Raw genomic sequence first — 21,733 nt, forward strand, 5'->3', positions numbered from 1 at the left:
AATTAATAGTTGATAAATCAATTTTGTTGTTTCTGTGTTACTATCGTATCGGCCTTATGATTATTCATTATTAATTATTTCGAACTAACCCATAAAAGAGATAGAGTCATGATACATTTTGATCTTCCAAAGGAGAAATCCTCCATCATCAAGGTAATAGGCATTGGTGGTGGTGGAAGCAATGCGGTGAACCACATGTTCAACCAAGGCATTGAAGGGGTGAATTTCATTATCTGCAATACCGATGCACAGGCTATTGCCAACAGCCCCGTTCCCAATAAGGTGCAGCTTGGGCCGCACTTAACGCAAGGGCTGGGCGCCGGCGCTAATCCAAGGATCGGTGAGCAGGCAACGGAGGAGTCCTTTGAAGAGCTCAAAAAAATATTGGAGGTAAATACCAAAATGGCCTTCATTACGGCAGGCATGGGCGGCGGTACCGGTACCGGCGGCGCGCCTATCATTGCCCGTATATGTAAGGAGCTGGGTATCCTCACCGTGGGTATCGTTACCACGCCCTTTTCCTATGAGGGCAAAAAACGTATGTCACAGGCAGATGACGGCGTAGGCCGGCTGAAGGAGTATGTAGATACTCTGCTGATCATCTCCAATGACAAACTGCGCCAGAAATACGGCGATCTGAAAGCCAAAGCAGCTTTTGCCAAAGCGGATAACGTACTGGCAACGGCCGCCAAGTGTATCACGGATGTGATCAACTCCACCGGTCAGATCAACGTAGACTTTGCGGACGTATGTACGGTAATGCGCAACGGCGGCGTAGCCATCCTGGGCTCTGCCACCGCAGAAGGCGATAACCGCGCACAAAAGGCCATCGAAGAAGCGCTGACCTCTCCGCTGCTGAATGATAATGATATCAGCGGCGCTAAATGGATCCTGATCAACATCTCTTCCGCAGAGGGTGAGTACGAGCACACCCTGGATGAGATGGACACTATACAGGCCTTTGTACAAAGCCAGGCCGGCGAAGATTGCGACGTGATCCTGGGTATTGGCTATGACCAGACCCTGGAGCGTAAGATAGGCGTTACGATCATCGCTACCGGTTTCGAGCAGAAGCCTATCCAGCTTTTAAGCGCCAGTCAGCCCCCTGTTAAAACAGAGGAGCCCCGGATCGTTATGCACCTGGGTAAGGATGGTGATGAAAAGAAACTGAGCGGCCAGCAGGGCAATCAGCCCCAGGAACCGCAGGATGTAATGGCGCCCCGCCTGGTAGAGCCGGTGGTTACCCACCCGCAGCAGGCGCCTAATTTTACGCCCCAGATGCCGGAGCGGCAGAATTTTGTGCTGAACATAGAGCCGGACCCGGATTTCCAGGCGCCGCCTATGCCCAACACCAATACTACGCCCAGCCAAACCAGCGGCGGAACCGGCAGCAGCGGTATCAATGTGATCCGCCCGCAGCAGCATACGCCTCCCTCTACCATCCATATAGAACCGTTGAGCAACACGCCGCCCCCGGCCAATGATCAACCGGAAATGAAAATGGTATTCCGGGAGGAAGAGCCCGTAGCGCCCACCCCGCCGCCGTCTGTTACGCCCCCTCCTGCCTCTATGGATGAGCAGTTTGAGGAGCAGAAACGCAAACAGGCAGAGCGCGTAGCCAAACTGCGGAGCATCAGCTTTAATGTAAAGACAATGGATAGTAATGCGGAGATAGAGAATGTACCGGCCTACCTGCGCCGTAACATTGACCTGGATAACGGCGCCGGATCTGCGGAGCATTTTTACTCCAATTATACGGTGAGCGAGTCCGGTCAGAACCAGGCAGAGATCAATACTATCAATACCTTTTTAGATGGGAAAAAGCCCGACTGATACAGGAACCATCGCACCATGTACGTTGGGCTGGGCTTAACGACCTGTAAAATCCGTTTGATTGTTTTTTAGTTGTGTTAAAGAAAGTCCTCCGGTTCTCCGGAGGACTTTTTGTTTTTATATATTTGATGGCATATCAGCTATACTATGATCAACACTAATACCCTGTTTAATTACCGGCCAAACGATAGGATCTATGGGCTGCACTGGAATACCAGCACGCAGCCAGCCCTTTTAACAGGCAGAAACGGGAAATGGCAGTTGACCATCCTTGATGGCGAAACCTTTGCCGTAAGCCAGGAGCACACCATCAACTATGATTTTCATGAAGAAATAAAAGATATTGCGCTCTCAGATAAGCTGGAAAAACTGCTGATCTTTTCTAAAAATGAAGCCATTATCTTCTCTTTCCCTGAAAACAGCATCATATCCAAACTTAGAAGAGATACAGGTTTTATCACAGGCGGCTTTTATGATGATAATACCATATGGTTTACCGTACCGGCGCCCGCGGGGTCTGTAGATTGGGCGTATTGGGACCTGACCACCGGCGGACTCCAGGTATATGAACTGGACAGGCAAGACCATTACGGCAGGGCCGCCGTATTACACCCAAGCAAAAGACTAATAGGCGCCTGTTTTAGTGCATACGCCAGCGGTTTTCTACTCCATACCGCCCAGGCGCTAAACGGACAGCTATATTATGCCAATCTGGAGGACGATGGCTGCGCATGCCGGGAATATGAACTGTATGCGCCATCATTTAGCCTGGATGGTGGCAGGTTTGCGGTTATCGTCAACCAATTTGTGTCTATGGAGGATCAGGAAAAACTGTGCGTATATGACATGCTCCATCAGTCAAGGCCATTGCTGCGATTGCCGTTACAAGGCACAGCCATCGGATTTACACAGAACAGCTATTTTACAGCAAACGGCGGACACATAATACTGCAGGGAAAAACGGCAGTGGATATAGTATGTATCAGCGGTAAATCCGCACCTTCCACTTCCAGGCTGTCTGGTACTAATGCAGCATTTATTGCTGTAAGCCCTGTAAAAAACCAGTTTGCCCTGGTACAGGGTCATCAACTCTGTATATACGAGATCACCGATACCCCTGCCCCCGCTGTTGACAACAATTCAGCAAATGCGGCAGCAGATCATTTCCTGCAGAAATACGAGGAGATGCTGCTGCCAGTAGGCCAATTCACGGACTAACGCCATCATGCCGTCATTACCGCTGTATAGCGCACAATCCGTCGGACCCAATGCCCAGGGCCAGGTTCATGGTATTATAATAGATCTCGGAAGCGCACAGGAAAGTGATATAAATGATCTGCTCCTCGCTGAAATGCCGCCGCAATTCCTTAAAAACCTCGTCTGATACGCCCTGATGCAAGGTTACCTCTTTTACATATTGCAGACAGGCGCGTTCCTGTGGCGTAAATAAAGGGTTATTATCAAAGTTGACCAGCTGCCCGAATTTCTGGAGAGAGTTATGCTGGCGTATGGCATATGCCTGCGCTATATCCAGGCAGAATGTACAGCCATTGATCTCTGATACCAGCGCATGGCAAAGCAGTTTCAGCTCTTCGCTAAGCGGGGCGCGTTGCTGTATTTTATAGAATACGGAGGCCACTTTCATTAGCCGTGGCGCCCGGGTATAGATCACTTTGGCAGGCGTGATCACCTTGCCTATCATCTTCTTAAAATACCAGAAACCCAGCTTGAGGTAAAGGCCCTTCGGTTTATCAATTGGCGGTAGTTTTAATGCATATTCCATGGTAAAACTGCTTTTACCATTAAGACAAGGGCTATCCTGTTTTGTGACAGCTTTTATGCATAATAGTGCAGATCCTTCAGTTTATCGGGGTTGCGGATAAAATAGAAGCTGTTAATACGCCCATCTTCTTGCTCAAAACAGGCGCAAAGCAGCGGTGATTCATCAGCAGAAAGGAAGAATACCATAGCTGGCTGCCCGTTCACCCACTGCACCTGTAATAGGTACGGCGCCAGCGCCATTAACTTGCCGAAAATGCCCAGTATGAACTTCGATACCTGCTCCTGGCCAAATAGTGGGCGCCCGGCGGAAGAGGCCTTGCCGCCGCCATCTGCATAAAAGCTGATATCTTCCTTTAAAAGGGATACGAGTTTGGACTGGTCATGCTGCATACAGGCGTCCATAAAGGCCTGGATAAGCTGCTGATGCCGGGCGGCGTCCAGATCAAAACGTTTCTTCTCTTGTTGTAGCTTTTCTTTGGCCCGGTGGTAGTGCTGGCGGCAGTTAGTTTCCGGTATATCCAGGATGGTTTCCAGCTCTTTATAGGGCACATCAAAGCTTTCGCGTAGCAGGAAAACGGCCCGTTCCAGGGGGTTCAGTTTTTCCAGCAGGAACAGGAAACCTATAGACAGGTCGTTTTCGTGCGCCGGAACCAGCTCCGGCGTGGCGGTAGCTGGTTCCGGCAGCCAGGGGCCCGGGTAGGCTTCCCGCTGCTGTTGTAATGATTTTAAACGGTTAATGCTCCGGTTAGTGGCAGCCCGCATGAGGTAGTGCCGGGGCTGTTGTACGGTTGTAACATCCATTTCCAGCCAGCGCGTGTAGATGTCCTGCACTATGTCCTCTGCTTCCTGTTTCTCGCCCAGCATACGGTAAGCGATAGAGAAAAGCAGCGGACGGTATTCATAAACATCAGCCTGGTCTGTAGCCATGGAAGTACGATTTATATATAGGTTATGTTCAATGCGTTTGTTTCAGCTCCTCCTGCTGGCGTACGCTTTCTGCATGCACGTTTTCATACAGTTGCTTTACAAAATCCGCTGAGAGGCCTTCTTTCTTCCCCTCGGCAATGGCCTGCTCCAATACCACATTAAAGCGGTTAGACTGTACTACGGCCACCTTATGGGCCATTTTATAGGTACCAATAGCCCTGGCAGCCTGCATACGCTCGCCCAGCAAATGAATGATCTCTTTATCCAGCTCGTCTATCTTTTTCCTGTACACCGTCATGGTATCCTGTACGGGAGCCGCGGTAGTCTGTGCTTTTGCCCCAATAGCGCCTATCAGGCATATGCCGGCGGTGAAAATGATTTTACGCATAGTTTCCGTTTTTAAATATAAAAAATGATTTACTTTTTGCCGCCTCTTTCCACACTTTTGATATCCTCTTCCCGGTTGGTCTTGAAGTCAAAATGCTGGTAGTCACTGGTGGCAGGCACCTGTATCGTATAGCTGTCCAGCAGATCTATCTCTATGGTGATATGGTCCGTGGTAAGGTCGATGATATGACCGCCGGCCTCCTTATTATCTGACAGGAAATGGAAATGATAACCGGAGATATTGGTATTATCCATAAAGAAGGGCAGGCGGTAACCGATCAGATCACCCTGGGCATTATTGAACTCGAAAAAGTGCTGTAGCCCCAACATTTGTGCCAGGGGGGTATGCTGGTGCTCCTTTACCGGAGGGAAAGCCCTGGTCTTTATATGGCTGAAACGCCCGTTTATGTGAATGGCATACATGCCGTTCACATTGGTAAGCACACTATCCAGGTACTGGAAGAGCTCCGTTTTATTCATGGATCTGGCCGGCGTAAGCGTAATATCCGGCTGAAAGAAATTGACCATACAGAAGGAGGTCTGCTGGCGGTCATCTACCTCAAAAGTTTTGCCGCTGCTCTGTGTCTGGTAGATCTTTCCTTTAAACACCATCAGTTCCCCATCCAGCTTATCCGGGGCGCCCAGGCCAAAATCGCCGTGCTGTTTGAGGTCCCGGTAGGGATAGATGCCGTCATAAAGGCCGCCTATCAGGGCGCCGCCTATACCAACGGTGAAGAGATGATTATGGGTGGTATCTGTACGGCGGCTGTGCGGGTTGTCGTTACTAACGGGCTTACCGGCAGACAGCAGGAAAACAGCCAAAGGGATGGCACTAAAGATATGGACAAGGCGCATGATGTATTGGTTTTGATTTTTAATGGATCAGTTATGATGTTTTAATAGGAATAATGAGCGGGAGAAGACGGAAAGCAGGCAGGTAAGCAGGTGTACCAGCTCCTTAAAATCATCTGGTTTTACAACGAAGAGATTAGCGCCGGCATCATAGGCCAGCGATATATCGAAGCGCGAGTTGGAGGTAGACATGATCACCACCGGGATCCGTCTGAACTGCTCCTGCGTTTTAAGCTCTTTTAATGTGATCCTGCCATCTTTGACAGGCATATTGAAATCGAGGATAATGAGGTCTGGCCTTTGATGGGCATCTGCCAGGTAATCAAATACCTCTTCCCCGTTGGATACCTCTTTGATCGAATATTTGATTCCCGTATGATTGATCCCCTCAATAAACAATTCCCGGTCAATCGCATCATCATCTGCCAGCAGAATATTCAAGGGTGCTTGCTTGCTCACTATCGGCTCCACTTTTATAAACAGTTAAGTTAAAATACAGGGAAAAATAGTAAAAAAGATAAAGGGGCTGAATCCCCATGATTTTGGTAAATTTATTAATTACTTGTCAATTAATCTCAACATTTTACCGCTATGCCAGGGGAAGGTATACAGGCCCATTCTAACGGCCAGGGACAGGAAAAAGAAGCGCTTATCGCGCAGCCAGGGGAAAGCCCCCAGACTTCCGCTATACTGGAACTGTTGCTGGAGTCCGCCAAAGCTATTACCTCCGAAGTAGACCTGGAAAAATTGGTGCAACGTATCACAGATATTGGCACCAGTCTGAGCCACGCGCAATTTGGCGCTTTTTTCTATAATGTTATCAATGAAAGCGGGGAGGAATACATGCTGTATACCATCTCCGGGGTGCCCAAGGAGGCGTTCTCCAAGTTCCCTATGCCCCGCAATACCAAAATATTCGACCCTACCTTTTCCGGCCGGGGCACTGTGCGGTATGACGATGTGACCCAACAGCCACATTATGCGCAGAACCCACCCTACCAAGGCATGCCGCGGGGACACCTGCCCGTTAGAAGTTACCTGGCCGCGCCGGTGATCTCCCCCATTAACGGTGAAGTGATTGGCGGGCTGTTTTTTGGACATTCAGACACCGGCGTATTTACAGCCACCAGCGAGAAGCTGATCGAAGGCGTGGCCGCACAGGCAGCCATCGCCATGGGCAATGCCCGGCTGTTTGAAGAGAAGAAAAAGACCGAACGTACCCTGCTGGAGCAGCGGGAACAGTATTCCAGCATCTTTAACTCCACCTCTGACGCTATCCTGATCTACAACGAAGACGGTATTATTGCGGAGACCAATCCCGCTGCCGAAAAGATGTATGGTTATGCCCACCGGGAGCTCATAGGCATGCATGGCAGCCTGCTGCTGCAACAGTCGCCGGAGGAGTTCGAAGGCATCCGCGAGATCGTTAAAACGGGCAGATCCTACACCGGCACCGCCATCCACCGAAGAAAAGACGGCGTGGCCATACATACGGACATGGTGGTGACGCCCTTCCTGTTCAAGGACCGGCAGCACCTGCTGGCCGTTATTCGCGATGTATCCCCCTATAGCGGCACCGCCGAAGCATTGCGCAAGATGGAAGCCTTTGCCAACACCATCACACAGGCCTCCCCCGTGGCATTATGGATGACCAATAACAAAGCGGAGAATACTTACGTAAATCAAACCTGGATAGACTGGACCGGAAGACCGTTTGAAATGCACCACGGCGCCCAGTGGATGGACGCTATTGACCCGGCAGACAAGGCACCGATGCGGGAAGCGTTTTTATCCGCTTTTCAGCACCGCAAGAATTTTGAATTTGAATTCCGTATCACCAGAAGGGATGGCGGCGTACGCTGGTGCGTATCCAATGCCAGTCCCTATTATAGCCCTACAGGCGTGTTTGAAGGTTATGCAGGCTCCTGCATGGACATCACAGACAGGAAGACCACGCTGGAAAAACTGCAAAGCAGGAATGCGCTCATAAACACCCTTACCAACAATACCATGCAGGCGCTGTTCATGATAGATGACCGCCAGGTATGTACCTATATGAACCCTGCCGCAGAACAGATGACGGGCTATAAATTACATGAGCTACAGGAGAAACCCCTGCATTACTACATACATCATACCCGGCAAGACGGGCGCCACTACCCTATTGACGACTGCCCCATTGACCAGGCGATGAAAGCGCACCACCAGATCAGCGGCGAAGAAGTATTTGTACACCGGGACAGCCATTTTTACCCGGTAGCCTTTATTTTCAGTCCCATACTGGAGAACAGTATCTTAAAAGGCGGTGTGCTGGAAGTACGCGATACCACCGAAGAGAAAAGGATCCAGGAAGCGCTGCGTACCCGGGAAGAACTGGAGAAATATATACTGGAGCAGAAAGTAAAGGAACGTACCGCAGAACTGGAAAAACTGAACTATGAGCTGCTGCAGTTTACCAGTGTAGCCTCCCATGATCTGAAGGAACCTTTGCGCAAGATCTCCATCTTCAGTAAAATGCTGAAGGATAAAGTGGATCACCTGGAATTACTAAGCGATCCCGCCATCTACAAATATATTGATACGATCATCTATTCCTCTGGCCGTATGTCTGCGCTGATAGATGATCTGCTGGCCTTTTCCCGGCTCTCGCAGGATAAGCTCCAGTTTGAGCAGGTAGATCTGCAGGCGCTGTTACAACAGATATGGTTTGACCTGGAGATCTCCGTAAAGGAAAAAGATGCGGAGCTGCGTTACTCCGGAGAAACAATGGTTACAGGCGTGCCATTACTACTGGGACAGCTGTTCCAGAACCTGATCAGCAACTCCCTGAAGTTTGCGCATAAAGACCGGACGCCGGTGATCACAGTACATACAGCAAAAGAGCAGGTGGATGGAGAATACTTTACCCACATTACGTTTGCAGATAATGGTATTGGTTTTAAGAATGCGTATGCGGAGAAGATATTTGAAGTGTTTCAACGCCTGCATACCAAGGACCAGTATGATGGAACGGGGATTGGACTGGCGATTGTAAAGAAGATCGTCTCCCTGCATCATGGAACGATTAGTGCGGTGGGAGTTGAAGGAGAAGGGAGCAGGTTTGAGGTGGAGTTGCCGTGGGAGGGCAGGTACAGTTGAGATATGCTACAAACATTAAATTTGCCAATTATAATAGCAAGTATTAACTTTACATTAGGTCGACCTGGTATAGCCCGCTTGGCTTTATCGGGCCGCAAAAACCAAAAAATTTGGGCCTCAGTTTTGAACTGGGGCTTTTTAATTTCTAACTACTCCCATTGCATCTTTTTTACTTGCCTCTTTAAGAAGGATATCCTTCAACTCGTCAAAATACAAGTGTACACCATATTTCTTAAGGCTCCCTTTTGGATATTCCTTCCTATACAATAAGTGGGCTATTACATCTGCGATCTGAATATAATAGGAGTGAGCGGAATCCCGGTGAAATACATCCTCGATTATATTATCTGTTGGCGCATTATATGTCTCTCCATTGAAATGTGACATTATAGGATTGTATGTGCGAAGCTTGCGCAATAACGATCGAATGGTACCCTCCGATGAGTCATCGGCTATAATTATTCCATTGTCTTTAACTGATTTTTTCAAGTAGACATCGTATCGCGTAATTAGCCTGCTCCATGCGAGTTTCTGAAAATCAGTATCAGCCGGGAAATCGGCTTTCCTGAGGCAAACGTTTACTACTTTAGCGGTGTTAAATATTACAGGTATTTGTACAGCCAGATTTCTTAAAATGTGAATCCGATCTGCCTTTCGTATCGCTGCATAAGACTTAATTTTATTTATTCGTATTAGTTCAGCAGCATGTATTTCCTCTCTTATATTCAGTCCATACATTTTTTTTACAGCGGTTCTGAATGTTTTTATCTGATCTAAATATTTACGCCAGTCATTTGAGTTGATTATCAAGCCAGATAAAATATAATGGGGAGAGGCGTATTTGCCAACTCCGGGGTCACCGCTTTCATCTACATACATGAGATACATTCAAGGGTTTATTTTGGTTTAACAATTGTCGTATATATATACGACTATCAATGGATCCATCTTAGGGGTGTGACAAATGCTATATTCAACCAGTAATACCTACATACTATCATCATTATCGGGATATCTAAGTTACTGAATAAATTGATTGCAAATTTCAACTCGCTGCGAAACGCATTAGAGATTTGAAGGCATGCTGTCCACTGCAACAGTTACACTTGTAAGCAGGTATTTTGTGATTTTCCTATCTTTATATCAACTATGAAAGTCAATAACATTCATACCACCAACTACTATAACGCCTTTATAGCCGTAGCAGACGATTGCCCCATCGCCACCGGCGAAATGCCGCCATTAAAAGGCACGGAAAAAACCGCCGCCAATATCCAGTTTGAAATGGTGATCGAACATCCTTATCAATACACCTCTGATGATGTGGTATTCCAGGTATTTGCGGTGAAGCAGCAAGTAGGCGCCCGTACCTATGATGCAGAAAGAGCACAATTCTTTTCAAAGGGACAGCCCTGTATGCGCGCTTCTCCGCTGACCAAACGTTATGGCTGGGGCATACATTTCAATGAAGAGGGTAAGCTGGCCCTGTATGCCCGGGAATCCGCAGAATATAAAAAATATATACAAGATGAGCGCCTGCAGCAGGTGAAAGCCATGCGCTCAAAAAGGGTATAAATAAAAATTCCTATCTTTGTGACTTGATGTCACAGTTTATTACCACATATCGCCCCTTTGCTGATATAGCAGCCTAACGCAGGCGCTCTGATACTTAGGTATGCCCCTGCGTCCCTCTCATTTTTGTTACATATCACATTAATGCACTAAAGCTATGCACGGATCTTTCCGTACGCAGGGCTGTAATCATTTACCCATGTCATTATTACATCAATACGGGTGGTATCCCCATTTTGAACAACATTTTATTTCATACCAGGCACAAGGCCTGTCAGCGGGCCGCGTAACGGCCATACAAGGTTTTAAACATACGCTTATCAGCTCAGCCGGCCCTGTGGAGGCCATGCTTTCCGGGGCGCTGTTAAACAGCCGCGAGTCGTGGGAATTACCTAAAGCCGGCGATTGGGTTGCATTTAAGGGGTATGAGGATCAGGGCATTATCCTGGAGGTATTACCCCGCCTGAATGAATTAAGCAGGAAACAACCCGGTAAAAGCCACGAAAAACAGGTAATAGCAGCCAATATCGATGCTGCGCTGATCCTGCAGGGGCTGGATCGCGACTTTAACCTGATGCGGTTGCAGCGTTACCTGCAGCAGGTATCACAATGTAACATACAACCCATCGTGATCCTTAATAAAAAGGACCTGGTGGATGATCCGCTATCATACGAACAGCAGGTACAGGCATTAGGGTACCAATGTCCGGTGATACTTTCCAGCGCGCTGAACCCGTCTGGGTTGAAGGAGTGGGCGGCGCAATACCTGCTGCCCGGTCGTACTTATGCTTTGCTGGGTTCTTCCGGGGTGGGGAAAAGCACCTTGCTGAATGCCTTGCTGGGCGCCCCGCTGCAACAGGAAGGGGCTGTAAGCACGGCCAACAGTAAAGGGAAACATACTACCACCAGCAGGCAGCTGGCTGCCCTGCCCAATGGCAGTATGATCATTGACTCGCCAGGGATGCGGGAGTTTGGGCTTACGCTGGAAGAAGATGCGGTAGTAGTTTCCCATCATCCGCAGATAATGGCCCTGGCTGCCCAATGCCGGTTTGGGGATTGTACCCATCAGCATGAGCCAGGATGCGCCGTGGTAACAGCGGTGAAGAACGGCGATCTGCCGGAGCTGGTGTACCGCAGCTATCTGAAACTGTTGCGGGAGCAATACCATTACCAGGCGAATGCCACGGAGAAGAAAAGGGTGGAAAAGCAGTTTGGCAGGATCTCTAAACAGGTGAACGCGCACAGGAAGAACAGGAAGTATTAATACAAAATGAGGGTATATCAAAAGCTCGAAGCATGCGCTTCGGGTTTGGTATACCCTTTCTTTTATGCGCTACTACGGCACCCTGACAGCTGTACGGGGGCCTATACTATTCCGCAGTTGCATACTTTTGGGAACACCGCTTTCATCCAAATCGAATCCTATTTCATAATCCTGATCATCTTTAAGGAAGAAATGTGTGGCATCTGCTGCCATCAATTCTGAGCGGGGCCCATTGTTGGGATATGCAACCAATGTACCGTTTTCCAGTTTCATTTCTATCCGCAGGGGTATCTCCTTTATTTCATAAAATCCGGCATATTTTGCCAGTACTGCCGCGCTTACCTGCACGGGTACTCTTAGCTGGGGTATCGTATATGGCTGATGATATAACACCGCCAGTATTCTACGGGTCATATTGGTCATTGCCGGCGTTTCTATATTACAGAGCAGTATCACACATACATCATCTTCCGTGATTCGGGCAAAATTGCTTCTGAAACCCCAAATAGCACCGCTATGCGAAACCATGCGCCGGCCGTAGATGGAATCTATTATCCAGCCGTAACCATAGTTGTTTTTGAACGGCTTGTAGGCCTTATCCTGCAGTGTTTTGTTCACGATGGCATATTGTTGCAGGCCGGTATGCCATTTATACAGATCTTCCACAGTTGAATAAATAGCGCCCGCTGCAAACGCTACGGATGAATCTACAATGGGTGCGCGCTGATTGTATGCACCTGTTGAATCTGCATAGTAACCAATCGCTTTCCGGGTACTGTCGAGGTGTACAAAATCAAACCCGCTGCTATCCATTTTTAACGGAGTGAAGATGTATTTCCGGATCGCTTTATCGTAAGACAGGCCGGCTGCCCTGGGTACGATATAACCCAGCATGGAATAACCTGAATTGCTATAACTCCATTGGGTACCGGGCGAAAAGTCCAGTGGTTTGTCTTTGAAAAGCGCCATCATCATTTCTTCCGTATTGGGCTTGCCCGCTTCATTATTCATAAAGTCGCCATCACGCGTGTAATCATAGATGCCGGAGGTGTGGCTCAGCAGATTTTCAACTGTAATGCTATCCCCCTTGGGATAATCAGGATAGAATTTGCTGAGCTTATCATCCAGCGATAGCTTATGCAGCGATACCAGTTTAAGGATAAGCGTGGAGGTAAAAGGTTTGGTAGCGGAGGCTATCTGGAACCGTGTGTGCCCATCGTTGAGGGTACGGGCAGTGAGGTTACTGTAACCATACCCCTTTTCCAGCAGGATCTTGCCCTGCCGGGCTATTAGCACCGAGCCGTTAAATTCGCCACGGCGGTAATAGGCCCGTAATAGTGTATCCAGTTCTGCGGTGATGTTTTGTGCATGCACAGTGGCTGCCAGGCAAAGGGCACAAAAAAGCAGGTATACTTGCTTTTGCATAAGGGTTCTTTTTTCTCAAGATTAGGGCATAAGCAAATATACCTGTTACAAATGTGATCAACAGGGTTATATAAGGGACAAATCGGCCGATACTTGTCTTGTATGTGTAATGGCAGCACTGGGTTTTATCATGCCAGGATGAAAGGACACGGTAGGTAAACCATCCCGTATCCGCTGCGGCCAATCAGGGTTGCAAAGGGCCGCTTTACCCAGGGCCAGCAGATCGGCATGATCTTGTTCCAGCACTTTTGCAGCCTGTGCCGGCTCATGTAATCCGCCATTGGCAATAACGGGCACTCCTACTATTTGTTTGGCCAGGCTGGTAAATGAAGTACCGTCCATATACATACAATCCCGCTCCCAGTTACCACTTTCTGCCGCAATATGGATATAGTCCGGCGGGGTGGCGGCAACGGCCGTCAGCAGCTCACGGGCGGCGGCAGGCCCCTGTGGCCAGCGGTAACGCAGGTTGTTTACCTTACCTTCTGAAAGGCGCAGGCCTATGATAAAGCCCGCAGGCGTTACCTGGCGGATGGCCTGTATGATCGCTGCTATCAGCCGGTAACGATTGGTAATAGCGCCGCCGTATTCATCCGTACGCAGGTTGGTATAATCCGTCAGGAACTGATCCAGCAGGTAGCCGTTGGCGGCATGGATCTCTATCCCGCTAAAACCGGCGACAGAGGCCTCTTGAGCGGCGTGTACAAAACCATCACGCACGGTGTGGATATCATCTGTGGTCATGGCTTGTGGCAAGGAAAAGAGGCCATCGCCGCCGCCATATTCCGGCATACGGCGGCCCAAAGGGCTTACTGCCGCGGGCGCCCAGGTATGCGTATGATGTTGTGACAGGGCCCCTGCATGCATCAGCTGACAAATGAAGTGGGCGCCCGCTCCGCGTACTTTTGCGGCGATGCGCTGCCAGCCATCCCGGTGGGCGGGCGTTACCAAACCCGGCTGAAGTGGATATCCACGGCTGGCGATATCATCTGTATACACGCCTTCTGTAATGATCATGCCGAAACCTCCGTTGGCAAATGCGGTATAATAGTCTTCCATTATGGGGGTGGGCGTTCCATTACTGGCAGCGCTTACACGCGACATAGGCGCTACTATCAGGCGATTGCGGAGGATAATATGCTGCAGCGGGAACGGTTCAAAAATGGCAGGTGGAAACTGATGATCTGTGTGCATAATAGCTACTTGTTTATGCACACAAAGGTCCGATGGAAAGAGGCTAACGAACGTTCAGGTAATTTAATAAATGCCGTTAAAATAATTTAATCAGCAGCGGGTTTACGCTGTGCACGGATCTGGCTCAGGAACACCGGCGTAATGCCCAGGTAGGAAGCAATATGTTTCTGGGGTACACGCTGCACCAGCTCCGGATGATGTTTTACCAGGTCTGTATAACGTTCTTCCCCACTCATGCTGATGTTATTAAGGATACGCCTGTTCTGCGCCAGGTAGGCATTCTGATGCAGTATGCGAAAAAAGCGCTCAAAGGCGGGTATAGCGGCATATAATTGCTCCAGGGACTGTTTATCCAGCTGCAGCACTGTTACGGGCGTAAGGGCCTCTATATGCACAACAGCGGGCGTCTGATGCAGGAAGCTATCCAGGTCTGTGATCCACCAGTCTTCCATGGCAAAATGCAGGGTATATTCGTTACCGCTGTTATCCACATAAAAAGAGCGCAAACATCCTTCGGTCACAAAGTGCTCATAGCCGCATATATCGCCGGCCTGCAGCAGGTATTGTTTACGCCGCAGCTGTTTCACCTTCAGCAGGGACAGGAATAATTGCTGCTCCGCTGCTGAAAGTGAAATATGCCTGCTGACATGCGTTATTATCTGGCGGTGGATGGCTTCCATGCCACAATATTACTAATAGCCCAGTAATTGCTCCGTGCCAAGCGTCTTTTTCTTTTGTTCATCATACACGCTCAGGAAATAGAGCCTGCCGCCGGTAACCGGCACGTGCAATTGGGCCTGGGTATTGTTCACTGTCCGCTGCCTGTATAACAGGCTGCCCTGTACATTGTACAAAGAGATGATATAGCTCCGGTTGGGCTGCAGTCCCCGGATATAGAGATCGCCCCGGAACGGGTTCGGGAAAATATGGATGGCCTTACCAGGCGCATCCACATCTGTAATGGCGGTGATATTGGTCTTGTTGATCCGGATACTGTCTGTGGCGGTGGCTGTTGCGGCACAGGCATCACTGGTCTGCATGCGCACGTATACCCAATTATCACCCAGTTTAAACTCCGCCGGCGTTACGGTAGCTGTATTGGCGGTACCTTCTATCTGCAACAGGTCCGTAAAACCGGCATCCCATGCAAAGGCGTATAAGGGCTGTTTGCCGCCGCCGGTTACATTGGTAGCGGTGATCACTACCGGTATGGTATCACTTATGATAGGATTTACGTTCACTGATAAAGTTACATCCGGCGTAACAGCCGGCGTTATGGTAAACTGCCTGGTTAGTTGCTTATGCGCCGTGTCGTAACTGAAGGCGATGGTAACGGTGTGTTTACCTGGCGTAAGACTGGCCGGCGTTATGGTGAATGTACTGTCTGCCGCTACCGGCAGTACTGTTGTGCTATCCAGCAATACCTGCACCGTGATATCAGGCACAGGCAGGTTCAGGATCTTTACCGGCGCGGGGCCTTCCGCATTACAATAGGAATTATGCAAACCACTGATCACGGGCTGTGGTACCGGCACAACGGTAATGCTGTCTGTTACATGGATATAAATAGCGGCAGTATCCACCGTGTTATCAACCCCGTTGGATGCGATCCAGCGAATACTGTCTGTTCCGGTAAAGGCGGCATCCGGTATATAGGAAAGCTGCGCCAGGTTAGCCCGGTTGATAACGGCGCCCGGCGATAACGGGCTGTTAAAATATTTGAGTACTCCGTGCGCAGGCAGTGATGTGAAGCTGATACTTAACAACTGCCCGGGACCAGAGAAATTAGCGGTAAAATCATCCGCGGTAAAAGCGAGTATGCTATCCGGCTTCACTGTTTTCTCAAAGCTGCTGATATGGTTAGGCGGCAGCGTATCTGTATTCACCTTAAACAGGGTATTACCAATAAGCACGTACCATTGCCCGTTATCGAAGAAGGACCTGCTTAGTTTTCCTTCCTGCTCATTGGCCCGGTCCGGCATGTTGGTAACACGTTTACGCTGGCCGCTCCTGCTTATGAAATAGCGTCCGCTATCGGGTATGGATACCATCAGCTCCCCTTTTTCATTCAACAGGTCTATACGTACCCGGTTATCACAGGAGGGACAATAGTTGAATACGCCTTGCTGGTGTACTACGCCGGAGGTATCCATCAAATTGATCTGCCCTTCCTTTACAAAGGCGGCATAGCGGTTATTGAGCTGGTAATCGACAAAGGGCCCTCCAAATGTGCCATCTGCACTGCTGCCAGGCGTGCCTAACAGCGTAGTGGTCTGACCATTATACAGGTAGAGCGGCAAACCCGAGTCTTCTTTGTAGTAGATCACGTTTGTACCATCTGTGAGCGGGGAATGATCCGGAGGTCCCTGACTGATGTTGGTGAACTGCCCGTTGTGGAAAGTGTACACGTTACTGAGCGTACGGAAAGGCGAGATCTCCAGGGCGGTCAGCCCATTGGGTCCCACGTCCAGGTTGCCATTAAAGAAACCTATTGTATCCGGTGATATTTCGCCAATGGTAGAATCGCCGGTGGAGAGGTTCTTTACGATGAGGTTTCCGTCTGTGAACCAGGCAGCATATTGACCGGATACATCCAGGCGGTTGGCGCGTTGCTGTATGGCCTGTCCGTTCTTCCATTCCGTCATGGTATCTGAGCGGACCTTAAAGAGCGCGCCTTCCGGCGTTACATAGGCATCCGGAAAGGTACGGTCTACCGCTCTGGCGATCAGCGGGCCGGTACGCTGGCCATTAGCCGCATCCACCAGGAAGGGGAAACCGGTTACGGTATCTGCCAGTAACGCTTTGTTATAGCGGAAATCCAGGATGGCGCCTTTAGCGGTGAGATACGGCGTAAGGTATGGGCTACTTTCTATAAACACGGTAAGCCGCTTCTCCGCGGTACGGCCAATACTGTCTGTAGCTACTATGCGTATGCCCAGCTTATGTCCGTTATAGGCGGACAGGTCTAATGATGGTATGCTGTCTGTTCCTGTGGCGATCAATTGCTCCGGGAAAGCAGTATTATACACGGCAATATTGCCGCTGCCGGTGGCGGTATTGCAGCGGGCGTGCAGCGCCCATACAGGCCGCGCCACCGCGGAATCGGCCAGGCTATCTACCCGGAGGCTGATGCTGGGATCATTTACGGGCCGGTAAATAAAGCTAATGGCGGTATCGCCGGTGTTCTGTAAAGTGTCTCTGGCGGTGATCAACAGGGTAAGGGTATCACCTGGCACACCTTGTAAAGAGAGGCGCCCTGTATAGCTACCATTGGGTACCCGCCGCAGGGAGAGCTGGCGGCCAGCGGCAGCAGCCGTTACAGCGGTTACCTGGCCGGGCGCAAAAGGCGTTACAGTTACGTTTATGCCGGTATCTTTCCAGATGCCGTTCTCCGCTGGCATACCCGGTTCCGGAAATAAAAAGGTGATGGACTGGGCGTGTAAGAAACAATGACAGCTTACAAAGGCTAACAGGAGTAAAAGTCTTTTCATGGGGGACATGGTTTACTCAATAATAATAGTTCTACCCCTATTATTTTATACTCGTTCCAGTACAAATAAACGACTGCGCCCAGGTGTTATCCGGGCGCAGTTTATATGATAGATAAGTTTTATCTTAAGACGGGATAATACGCCGCAGTTGCAGGTTGGTGATAGGCGCTACCACCAGCGGGTATTTCTCAATGGTCACATAACTGGAGTCCAGACCAAAACCGCGTTCTTCTGAAAGGCTGATCTTTTTCAGGAAGAAGTACATACGCATCACCATCCGTTCGTACAAGGGCAGGTCATTGTCGTGCGAGAGGAACTTTTCCATTACGATAAACTGGAAATCACCTACTACATTGTTCTTACTTAAAGACTCATAACGGCTGGTGATGTTCACCTCCTTATTACGCACCATATCTTCCACCACCATGCGGAACATGAGGTTAATACGTTGCTCCACCTTAAAGCCCAGGCGGAACTCTACCCGTATCACTTCATTAGGGATGATGGTTTGTACAGAGTATTCGCTCAGGTAGGGCTCATCCACCACATCCACATGCACAAACCAGTAGATATCTGCCCGTTTAGGCTTTTTATTGAGGATGGAGTAAATGACCTTATGCTCTATTTCTTTTGGATTGTCTGCGCTACTCATGTACACCAGGTGGGTGGCATACTTGGGAATGGAGGTATCGTTGCTCAGCTCCTGTAGAATGGGCAGGTAGTCTTCCAGCCGTACAAACTCCACGTAACGGTTCTTGATCTTGCGCGATTTAAACCAGACGATCATCACCATGAACAGCATGCCGGCAACCACTACTGTTACATAACCGCCGTGCATGAATTTGACCAGGTTAGCGAAGAGGAAGGAAAATTCGATCGTCAGGTATATGACCAGGTATAATAATACCCAGGCCACCCGCACGCGGCGGGTGTAGAGATAAAAGGCAAAGAGGCAGGAGGTCATGAGCATACAGATGGTGATAGACAGGCCATAGGCCGCCTCCATTGCGCTGGACTCCTGGAAGATGAGGACAATAGCGGTACAGCCCACAAACAGCATCACGTTAATGCCCGGTATGAATAGCTGTCCCCTCATTTCTGTGGGGTAGTTGATCTTCAATTTAGGCCAGAGGTTAAGGCGCATGGCTTCTGAGATCAGGGTAAAGGACCCGGAGATCAGGGCCTGGCTGGCGATGATAGAGGCCAGGGTGGCAATGAGCACCCCGAATATCACGAACCATTCCGGCATGATGGTAAAGAAGGGGTTCTGGTCCTTAGGCAGGATCTGACCGCGTTGGGTAAGCAGCCAGGCGCCCTGGCCCAGGTAGTTGAGGATCAGGCAGGCTTTTACAAAGATCCAGGATACCCGGATATTGCTTTTGCCGCAGTGCCCCAGGTCTGAGTACAGGGCCTCTGCCCCGGTGGTACAGAGGAACACCGCCCCCAGGATCAGGAATCCTTTGGGATAGGTGGTCAGTAATTCTATGGCGTAGTGCGGGCTGAAGGCTTTGAGCACAGAAAGGTCATCTGCAATATGCACAGTGCCCAGTATACCCAGCATAGAAAACCATATCACCATGATAGGCCCGAACATCTTACCGATGGAAACGGTGCCGAATTGCTGCATGAAGAAGAGGCCTGCTATGATGGTCAGCACGATCTTAACGATCGTGAGCTGGCTAAGGTCTTTGAATACGTCGAGGGTACGGAGGCCTTCGATGGCGGAGGTAACGGTGATGGGCGGGGTAATGATACCATCTGCCAGGAGGGCGGCGCCACCGATCATCCCAAAGATAACGGCCCATTTGGCGTGGCGGCGTACCAGGGCGTAGAGGGAAAAGATCCCGCCTTCCCCTTTATTATCCGCCTGGAGGGTCAGGATCACATATTTAATGGTGGTTTGGAGGGTCAAAGTCCATATTATACAGGAGATACCCCCTATTACCAGCAGGTCACTGATGGGGTTGGTCCCCATAATAGCTTTGAAAACGTATAACGGAGAGGTACCGATGTCGCCGTATATAATACCCAGTGCTACGACAAATCCGGCCAGGCTTACCCTGTTAATATCTATTCTCACTCTTAAGTAGTTTGTAAGTAAAGGCGAGCAAAATTACAGCAATAAATGATCATTTGTATATTATCAGTTAAGGATGGCTCCGCCAGGGATGTCCCTAAAAAGCGAAATCCCCCGCTACGGTAAACCGTAACGGGGGATTTCTTCAATATCATCTAGGTGTGATACACCACTATATTAGTTAGCAGGAGCTAAGTCTACAGTGCTGGATTCACCAGGAGTATTCTGTTTGATGAAGCGACCGCGGTCGATGCCTTGCTTGTCAGCCAGGTAGTCGATCACAGCGTCAACACGGCGGCTGCTCAGGTCAACACCACCTTTTTTGCCTTTAGCACCAGCGTGGCCGGTAACCAGTACATTACACTCAGGATTAGTTCTCAGGGTATTAGCTACGCTGGACAGGATTGCCTCGTTGTCAGAAGAAACCTTGGTAGAGCTACCTTTGAAAGCTACGCTAGGCAGAACGATGCTGGAGCAAGCGGGTTTCTGAGTCATGTTTTTGCAGCACTCAGGATCCGGGCACTTACCAACACCATCAGCGTCAACCGGCTGGCAGTAAGTCGGAGTGATCAGTTGTTTGTCCTTGAAGTCAGGAACACCGTCACCGTCAGTATCTTTAGCTACACCGTGTACGTCTACAGGAGCGCCTGCAGGAGTGTTAGGCTCGCGGTCAAACTGGTCGGTTACACCGTCGCCATCAGCATCCGGTAATACCGGGGTAGGCAGTTTCATGTGACGGGGAGAGCTCAGCTCGTTGTAGGCGAAATCCAGCGGGTTGATCCACCATAAAGGCTGTACGCGCTTGTTGGGGTTACCCAGGTTGAAGTTCAGGCGGATGCTGGTGTAGGAGAAGAAGTCCTTGCTGGCATCATAAGCGCCGGAATTGTAACCGTCCAGATAATCATCAAACGGCATAGTCAGTTTTTCTTCTACACCGATGTTGAAACGCTTAGAAACTTTGAAAGCGATACCAGTACCGAAGTCAACAGCGTGACGCCACATCTGGTTGTTATCTTTACGGCCGATCTGAGCGCGGTTGCCCTGAGAAGGAGCGTTAGACTCATAATCGCCATCCAGGATGTTTTTCACAGCATCCTTAATATCTTTACGTTTGCCGAGGAAATCAACGCCCTGGAAATTGTAACCCTGACCGTTAGCGCCAACGGCGTCAACGTCAACGTCAATCAGCAGCAGGCTGTAACCACCAAATACATACCAGTTGATCTTAGGCTCAGATTTGTAGAACAGAATGTTGCTCAGAGAAGCCATCAGGTCGATAGATGCCTGGTGAGTAGCCGTTTTGTAGTTAGGAACGATCTTGCCGTTGTTCAGTGCAGCTGTAGCTGACCAGTTGGTGTTGCCACCAGCGTAGTTAGCAGGACGCAGCTGATAATCCAGACCACGGTCGAAAGAACCGGTATATTCAGCCCTGATTGAGATCGTATGACCTAAAGATTTTCTCAGAGACAGACCACCGCCAAAGCCGGGTTTAGCGTCCACGTCACCTCTGATGAAGTGATAACCACCGTGGAAACCTAATTCCCACATGTCCCGGGGTTTAGCAGGGTAATCATACTGATGGTTAACGAAATTGTTTTGCTGTGCAGCTCTAGATGCGGGCACCTTAGATGAGTCAAGTGCATCGTAGTTAGGCTGAACTTGTGCAAAACTGGAAGACGCCGCTAGTAAACTCATAGCGCCGGCCAGTAATAAGTACTTTTTGCTTGCCATAATTGTTTTCTATTTAAAAACTGTTAAAGATTTACTAATAACCCGTTTTTTACCCAGCAA

17 protein-coding genes are annotated in these 21,733 nt (G+C 49.4%); 5 read left to right on the forward strand and 12 right to left on the reverse strand.

Annotated features, from left to right (window positions below; translation table 11 throughout):
* The first annotated feature begins 108 nt into the window (after window positions 1-108).
* Both ftsZ and F0L74_RS30930 read left to right on the forward strand, forming a co-directional pair.
* Window positions 109-1,833 (forward strand): cell division protein FtsZ, encoded by a 1,725-nt coding sequence (ftsZ, locus tag F0L74_RS30925; RefSeq protein ID WP_149841743.1) that lies wholly within the window; start codon window positions 109-111, stop codon window positions 1,831-1,833.
* A 147-nt stretch (window positions 1,834-1,980) separates the two neighbouring features.
* Window positions 1,981-3,051, forward strand: a complete 1,071-nt coding sequence (locus F0L74_RS30930) for a hypothetical protein (RefSeq protein WP_149841744.1) — start codon at window positions 1,981-1,983, stop codon at window positions 3,049-3,051.
* A gap of 16 nt (window positions 3,052-3,067) precedes the next feature.
* Here F0L74_RS30930 and F0L74_RS30935 read toward each other — a convergent pair whose 3' ends face one another.
* From F0L74_RS30935 to F0L74_RS30955, 5 genes are read right to left on the reverse strand one after another with little or no spacing between them, the layout of a single operon-like run.
* On the reverse strand, window positions 3,068-3,616 hold the full coding sequence (locus tag F0L74_RS30935) for a carboxymuconolactone decarboxylase family protein (RefSeq protein ID WP_149841745.1): 549 nt from the start codon (window positions 3,614-3,616) through the stop codon (window positions 3,068-3,070).
* 53 nt (window positions 3,617-3,669) lie between these two features.
* Entirely contained in the window at window positions 3,670-4,542 is an 873-nt protein-coding gene (sigJ, locus tag F0L74_RS30940) for an RNA polymerase sigma factor SigJ (RefSeq protein WP_149841746.1), read from the reverse strand.
* Window positions 4,543-4,570: 28 nt separating this feature from the next.
* Complete coding sequence (locus F0L74_RS30945; RefSeq protein ID WP_149841747.1) at window positions 4,571-4,930, reverse strand: chorismate mutase; 360 nt, start codon at window positions 4,928-4,930, stop codon at window positions 4,571-4,573.
* A 29-nt stretch (window positions 4,931-4,959) separates the two neighbouring features.
* A complete protein-coding gene (budA, locus tag F0L74_RS30950; RefSeq protein WP_149841748.1) occupies window positions 4,960-5,784 on the reverse strand; it encodes an acetolactate decarboxylase in 825 nt (274 codons plus the stop codon).
* A gap of 27 nt (window positions 5,785-5,811) precedes the next feature.
* A complete protein-coding gene (locus F0L74_RS30955) occupies window positions 5,812-6,240 on the reverse strand; it encodes a response regulator (RefSeq protein ID WP_149841749.1) in 429 nt (142 codons plus the stop codon).
* Between the two features lie 132 nt (window positions 6,241-6,372).
* Here F0L74_RS30955 and F0L74_RS30960 point away from each other — a divergent pair, with 132 nt between their 5' ends.
* On the forward strand, window positions 6,373-8,919 hold the full coding sequence (locus tag F0L74_RS30960; RefSeq protein ID WP_149841750.1) for a PAS domain S-box protein: 2,547 nt from the start codon (window positions 6,373-6,375) through the stop codon (window positions 8,917-8,919).
* 138 nt (window positions 8,920-9,057) lie between these two features.
* On the opposite strand, the gene F0L74_RS30965 is transcribed toward F0L74_RS30960, so the two are convergent.
* The gene (locus F0L74_RS30965; protein ID WP_188316240.1) at window positions 9,058-9,798 is read right to left on the reverse strand and encodes a DUF3800 domain-containing protein; all 741 of its coding nucleotides are present in this window, start codon (window positions 9,796-9,798) and stop codon (window positions 9,058-9,060) included.
* Between the two features lie 270 nt (window positions 9,799-10,068).
* On the opposite strand from F0L74_RS30965, the gene F0L74_RS30970 reads away from it, so the two are divergent.
* Window positions 10,069-10,494, forward strand: a complete 426-nt coding sequence (locus F0L74_RS30970) for a DUF6157 family protein (RefSeq protein WP_149841752.1) — start codon at window positions 10,069-10,071, stop codon at window positions 10,492-10,494.
* Between the two features lie 196 nt (window positions 10,495-10,690).
* On the forward strand, window positions 10,691-11,755 hold the full coding sequence (gene rsgA / locus F0L74_RS30975; RefSeq protein ID WP_149841753.1) for a ribosome small subunit-dependent GTPase A: 1,065 nt from the start codon (window positions 10,691-10,693) through the stop codon (window positions 11,753-11,755).
* 72 nt (window positions 11,756-11,827) lie between these two features.
* Here the strand turns inward: rsgA and F0L74_RS30980 are convergent, their stop codons facing one another.
* From F0L74_RS30980 to F0L74_RS31005, 6 genes are all read right to left on the reverse strand, one after another.
* The gene (locus F0L74_RS30980; protein ID WP_149841754.1) at window positions 11,828-13,180 is read right to left on the reverse strand and encodes a serine hydrolase; all 1,353 of its coding nucleotides are present in this window, start codon (window positions 13,178-13,180) and stop codon (window positions 11,828-11,830) included.
* A gap of 66 nt (window positions 13,181-13,246) precedes the next feature.
* A complete protein-coding gene (locus F0L74_RS30985) occupies window positions 13,247-14,374 on the reverse strand; it encodes an oxidoreductase (RefSeq protein WP_149841755.1) in 1,128 nt (375 codons plus the stop codon).
* Window positions 14,375-14,460: 86 nt separating this feature from the next.
* Window positions 14,461-15,054, reverse strand: coding sequence for a Crp/Fnr family transcriptional regulator (locus tag F0L74_RS30990; RefSeq protein ID WP_149841756.1), 594 nt, complete (start codon window positions 15,052-15,054; stop codon window positions 14,461-14,463).
* A gap of 12 nt (window positions 15,055-15,066) precedes the next feature.
* On the reverse strand, window positions 15,067-17,865 hold the full coding sequence (locus tag F0L74_RS30995; protein ID WP_149841757.1) for a T9SS type A sorting domain-containing protein: 2,799 nt from the start codon (window positions 17,863-17,865) through the stop codon (window positions 15,067-15,069).
* Window positions 17,866-17,989: 124 nt separating this feature from the next.
* Window positions 17,990-19,945 (reverse strand): KUP/HAK/KT family potassium transporter, encoded by a 1,956-nt coding sequence (locus F0L74_RS31000; RefSeq protein ID WP_149841758.1) that lies wholly within the window; start codon window positions 19,943-19,945, stop codon window positions 17,990-17,992.
* A 174-nt stretch (window positions 19,946-20,119) separates the two neighbouring features.
* On the reverse strand, window positions 20,120-21,673 hold the full coding sequence (locus F0L74_RS31005; RefSeq protein WP_149841759.1) for an OmpA family protein: 1,554 nt from the start codon (window positions 21,671-21,673) through the stop codon (window positions 20,120-20,122).
* Window positions 21,674-21,733: the final 60 nt, after the last annotated feature.

Origin of the sequence: Chitinophaga agrisoli (assembly GCF_008386695.1) — a bacterium.
GTDB classification, from domain to species: Bacteria; Bacteroidota; Bacteroidia; order Chitinophagales; family Chitinophagaceae; genus Chitinophaga; species Chitinophaga agrisoli.

Coding starts and splice junctions, on each gene's coding strand:
- F0L74_RS30965 (WP_188316240.1), bottom strand. CDS start 9,798: ATGTATGTAGATGAAAGCGGTGACCCCGGAGTTGGCAAATACGCCTCT.
- F0L74_RS30960 (WP_149841750.1), top strand. CDS start 6,373: ATGCCAGGGGAAGGTATACAGGCCCATTCTAACGGCCAGGGACAGGAA.
- F0L74_RS30980 (WP_149841754.1), bottom strand. CDS start 13,180: ATGCAAAAGCAAGTATACCTGCTTTTTTGTGCCCTTTGCCTGGCAGCC.
- sigJ (WP_149841746.1), bottom strand. CDS start 4,542: ATGGCTACAGACCAGGCTGATGTTTATGAATACCGTCCGCTGCTTTTC.
- F0L74_RS30945 (WP_149841747.1), bottom strand. CDS start 4,930: ATGCGTAAAATCATTTTCACCGCCGGCATATGCCTGATAGGCGCTATT.
- F0L74_RS30930 (WP_149841744.1), top strand. CDS start 1,981: ATGATCAACACTAATACCCTGTTTAATTACCGGCCAAACGATAGGATC.
- F0L74_RS30995 (WP_149841757.1), bottom strand. CDS start 17,865: ATGAAAAGACTTTTACTCCTGTTAGCCTTTGTAAGCTGTCATTGTTTC.
- F0L74_RS30985 (WP_149841755.1), bottom strand. CDS start 14,374: ATGCACACAGATCATCAGTTTCCACCTGCCATTTTTGAACCGTTCCCG.
- F0L74_RS30935 (WP_149841745.1), bottom strand. CDS start 3,616: ATGGAATATGCATTAAAACTACCGCCAATTGATAAACCGAAGGGCCTT.
- budA (WP_149841748.1), bottom strand. CDS start 5,784: ATGCGCCTTGTCCATATCTTTAGTGCCATCCCTTTGGCTGTTTTCCTG.
- ftsZ (WP_149841743.1), top strand. CDS start 109: ATGATACATTTTGATCTTCCAAAGGAGAAATCCTCCATCATCAAGGTA.
- F0L74_RS31005 (WP_149841759.1), bottom strand. CDS start 21,673: ATGGCAAGCAAAAAGTACTTATTACTGGCCGGCGCTATGAGTTTACTA.
- F0L74_RS30990 (WP_149841756.1), bottom strand. CDS start 15,054: ATGGAAGCCATCCACCGCCAGATAATAACGCATGTCAGCAGGCATATT.
- rsgA (WP_149841753.1), top strand. CDS start 10,691: ATGTCATTATTACATCAATACGGGTGGTATCCCCATTTTGAACAACAT.
- F0L74_RS30970 (WP_149841752.1), top strand. CDS start 10,069: ATGAAAGTCAATAACATTCATACCACCAACTACTATAACGCCTTTATA.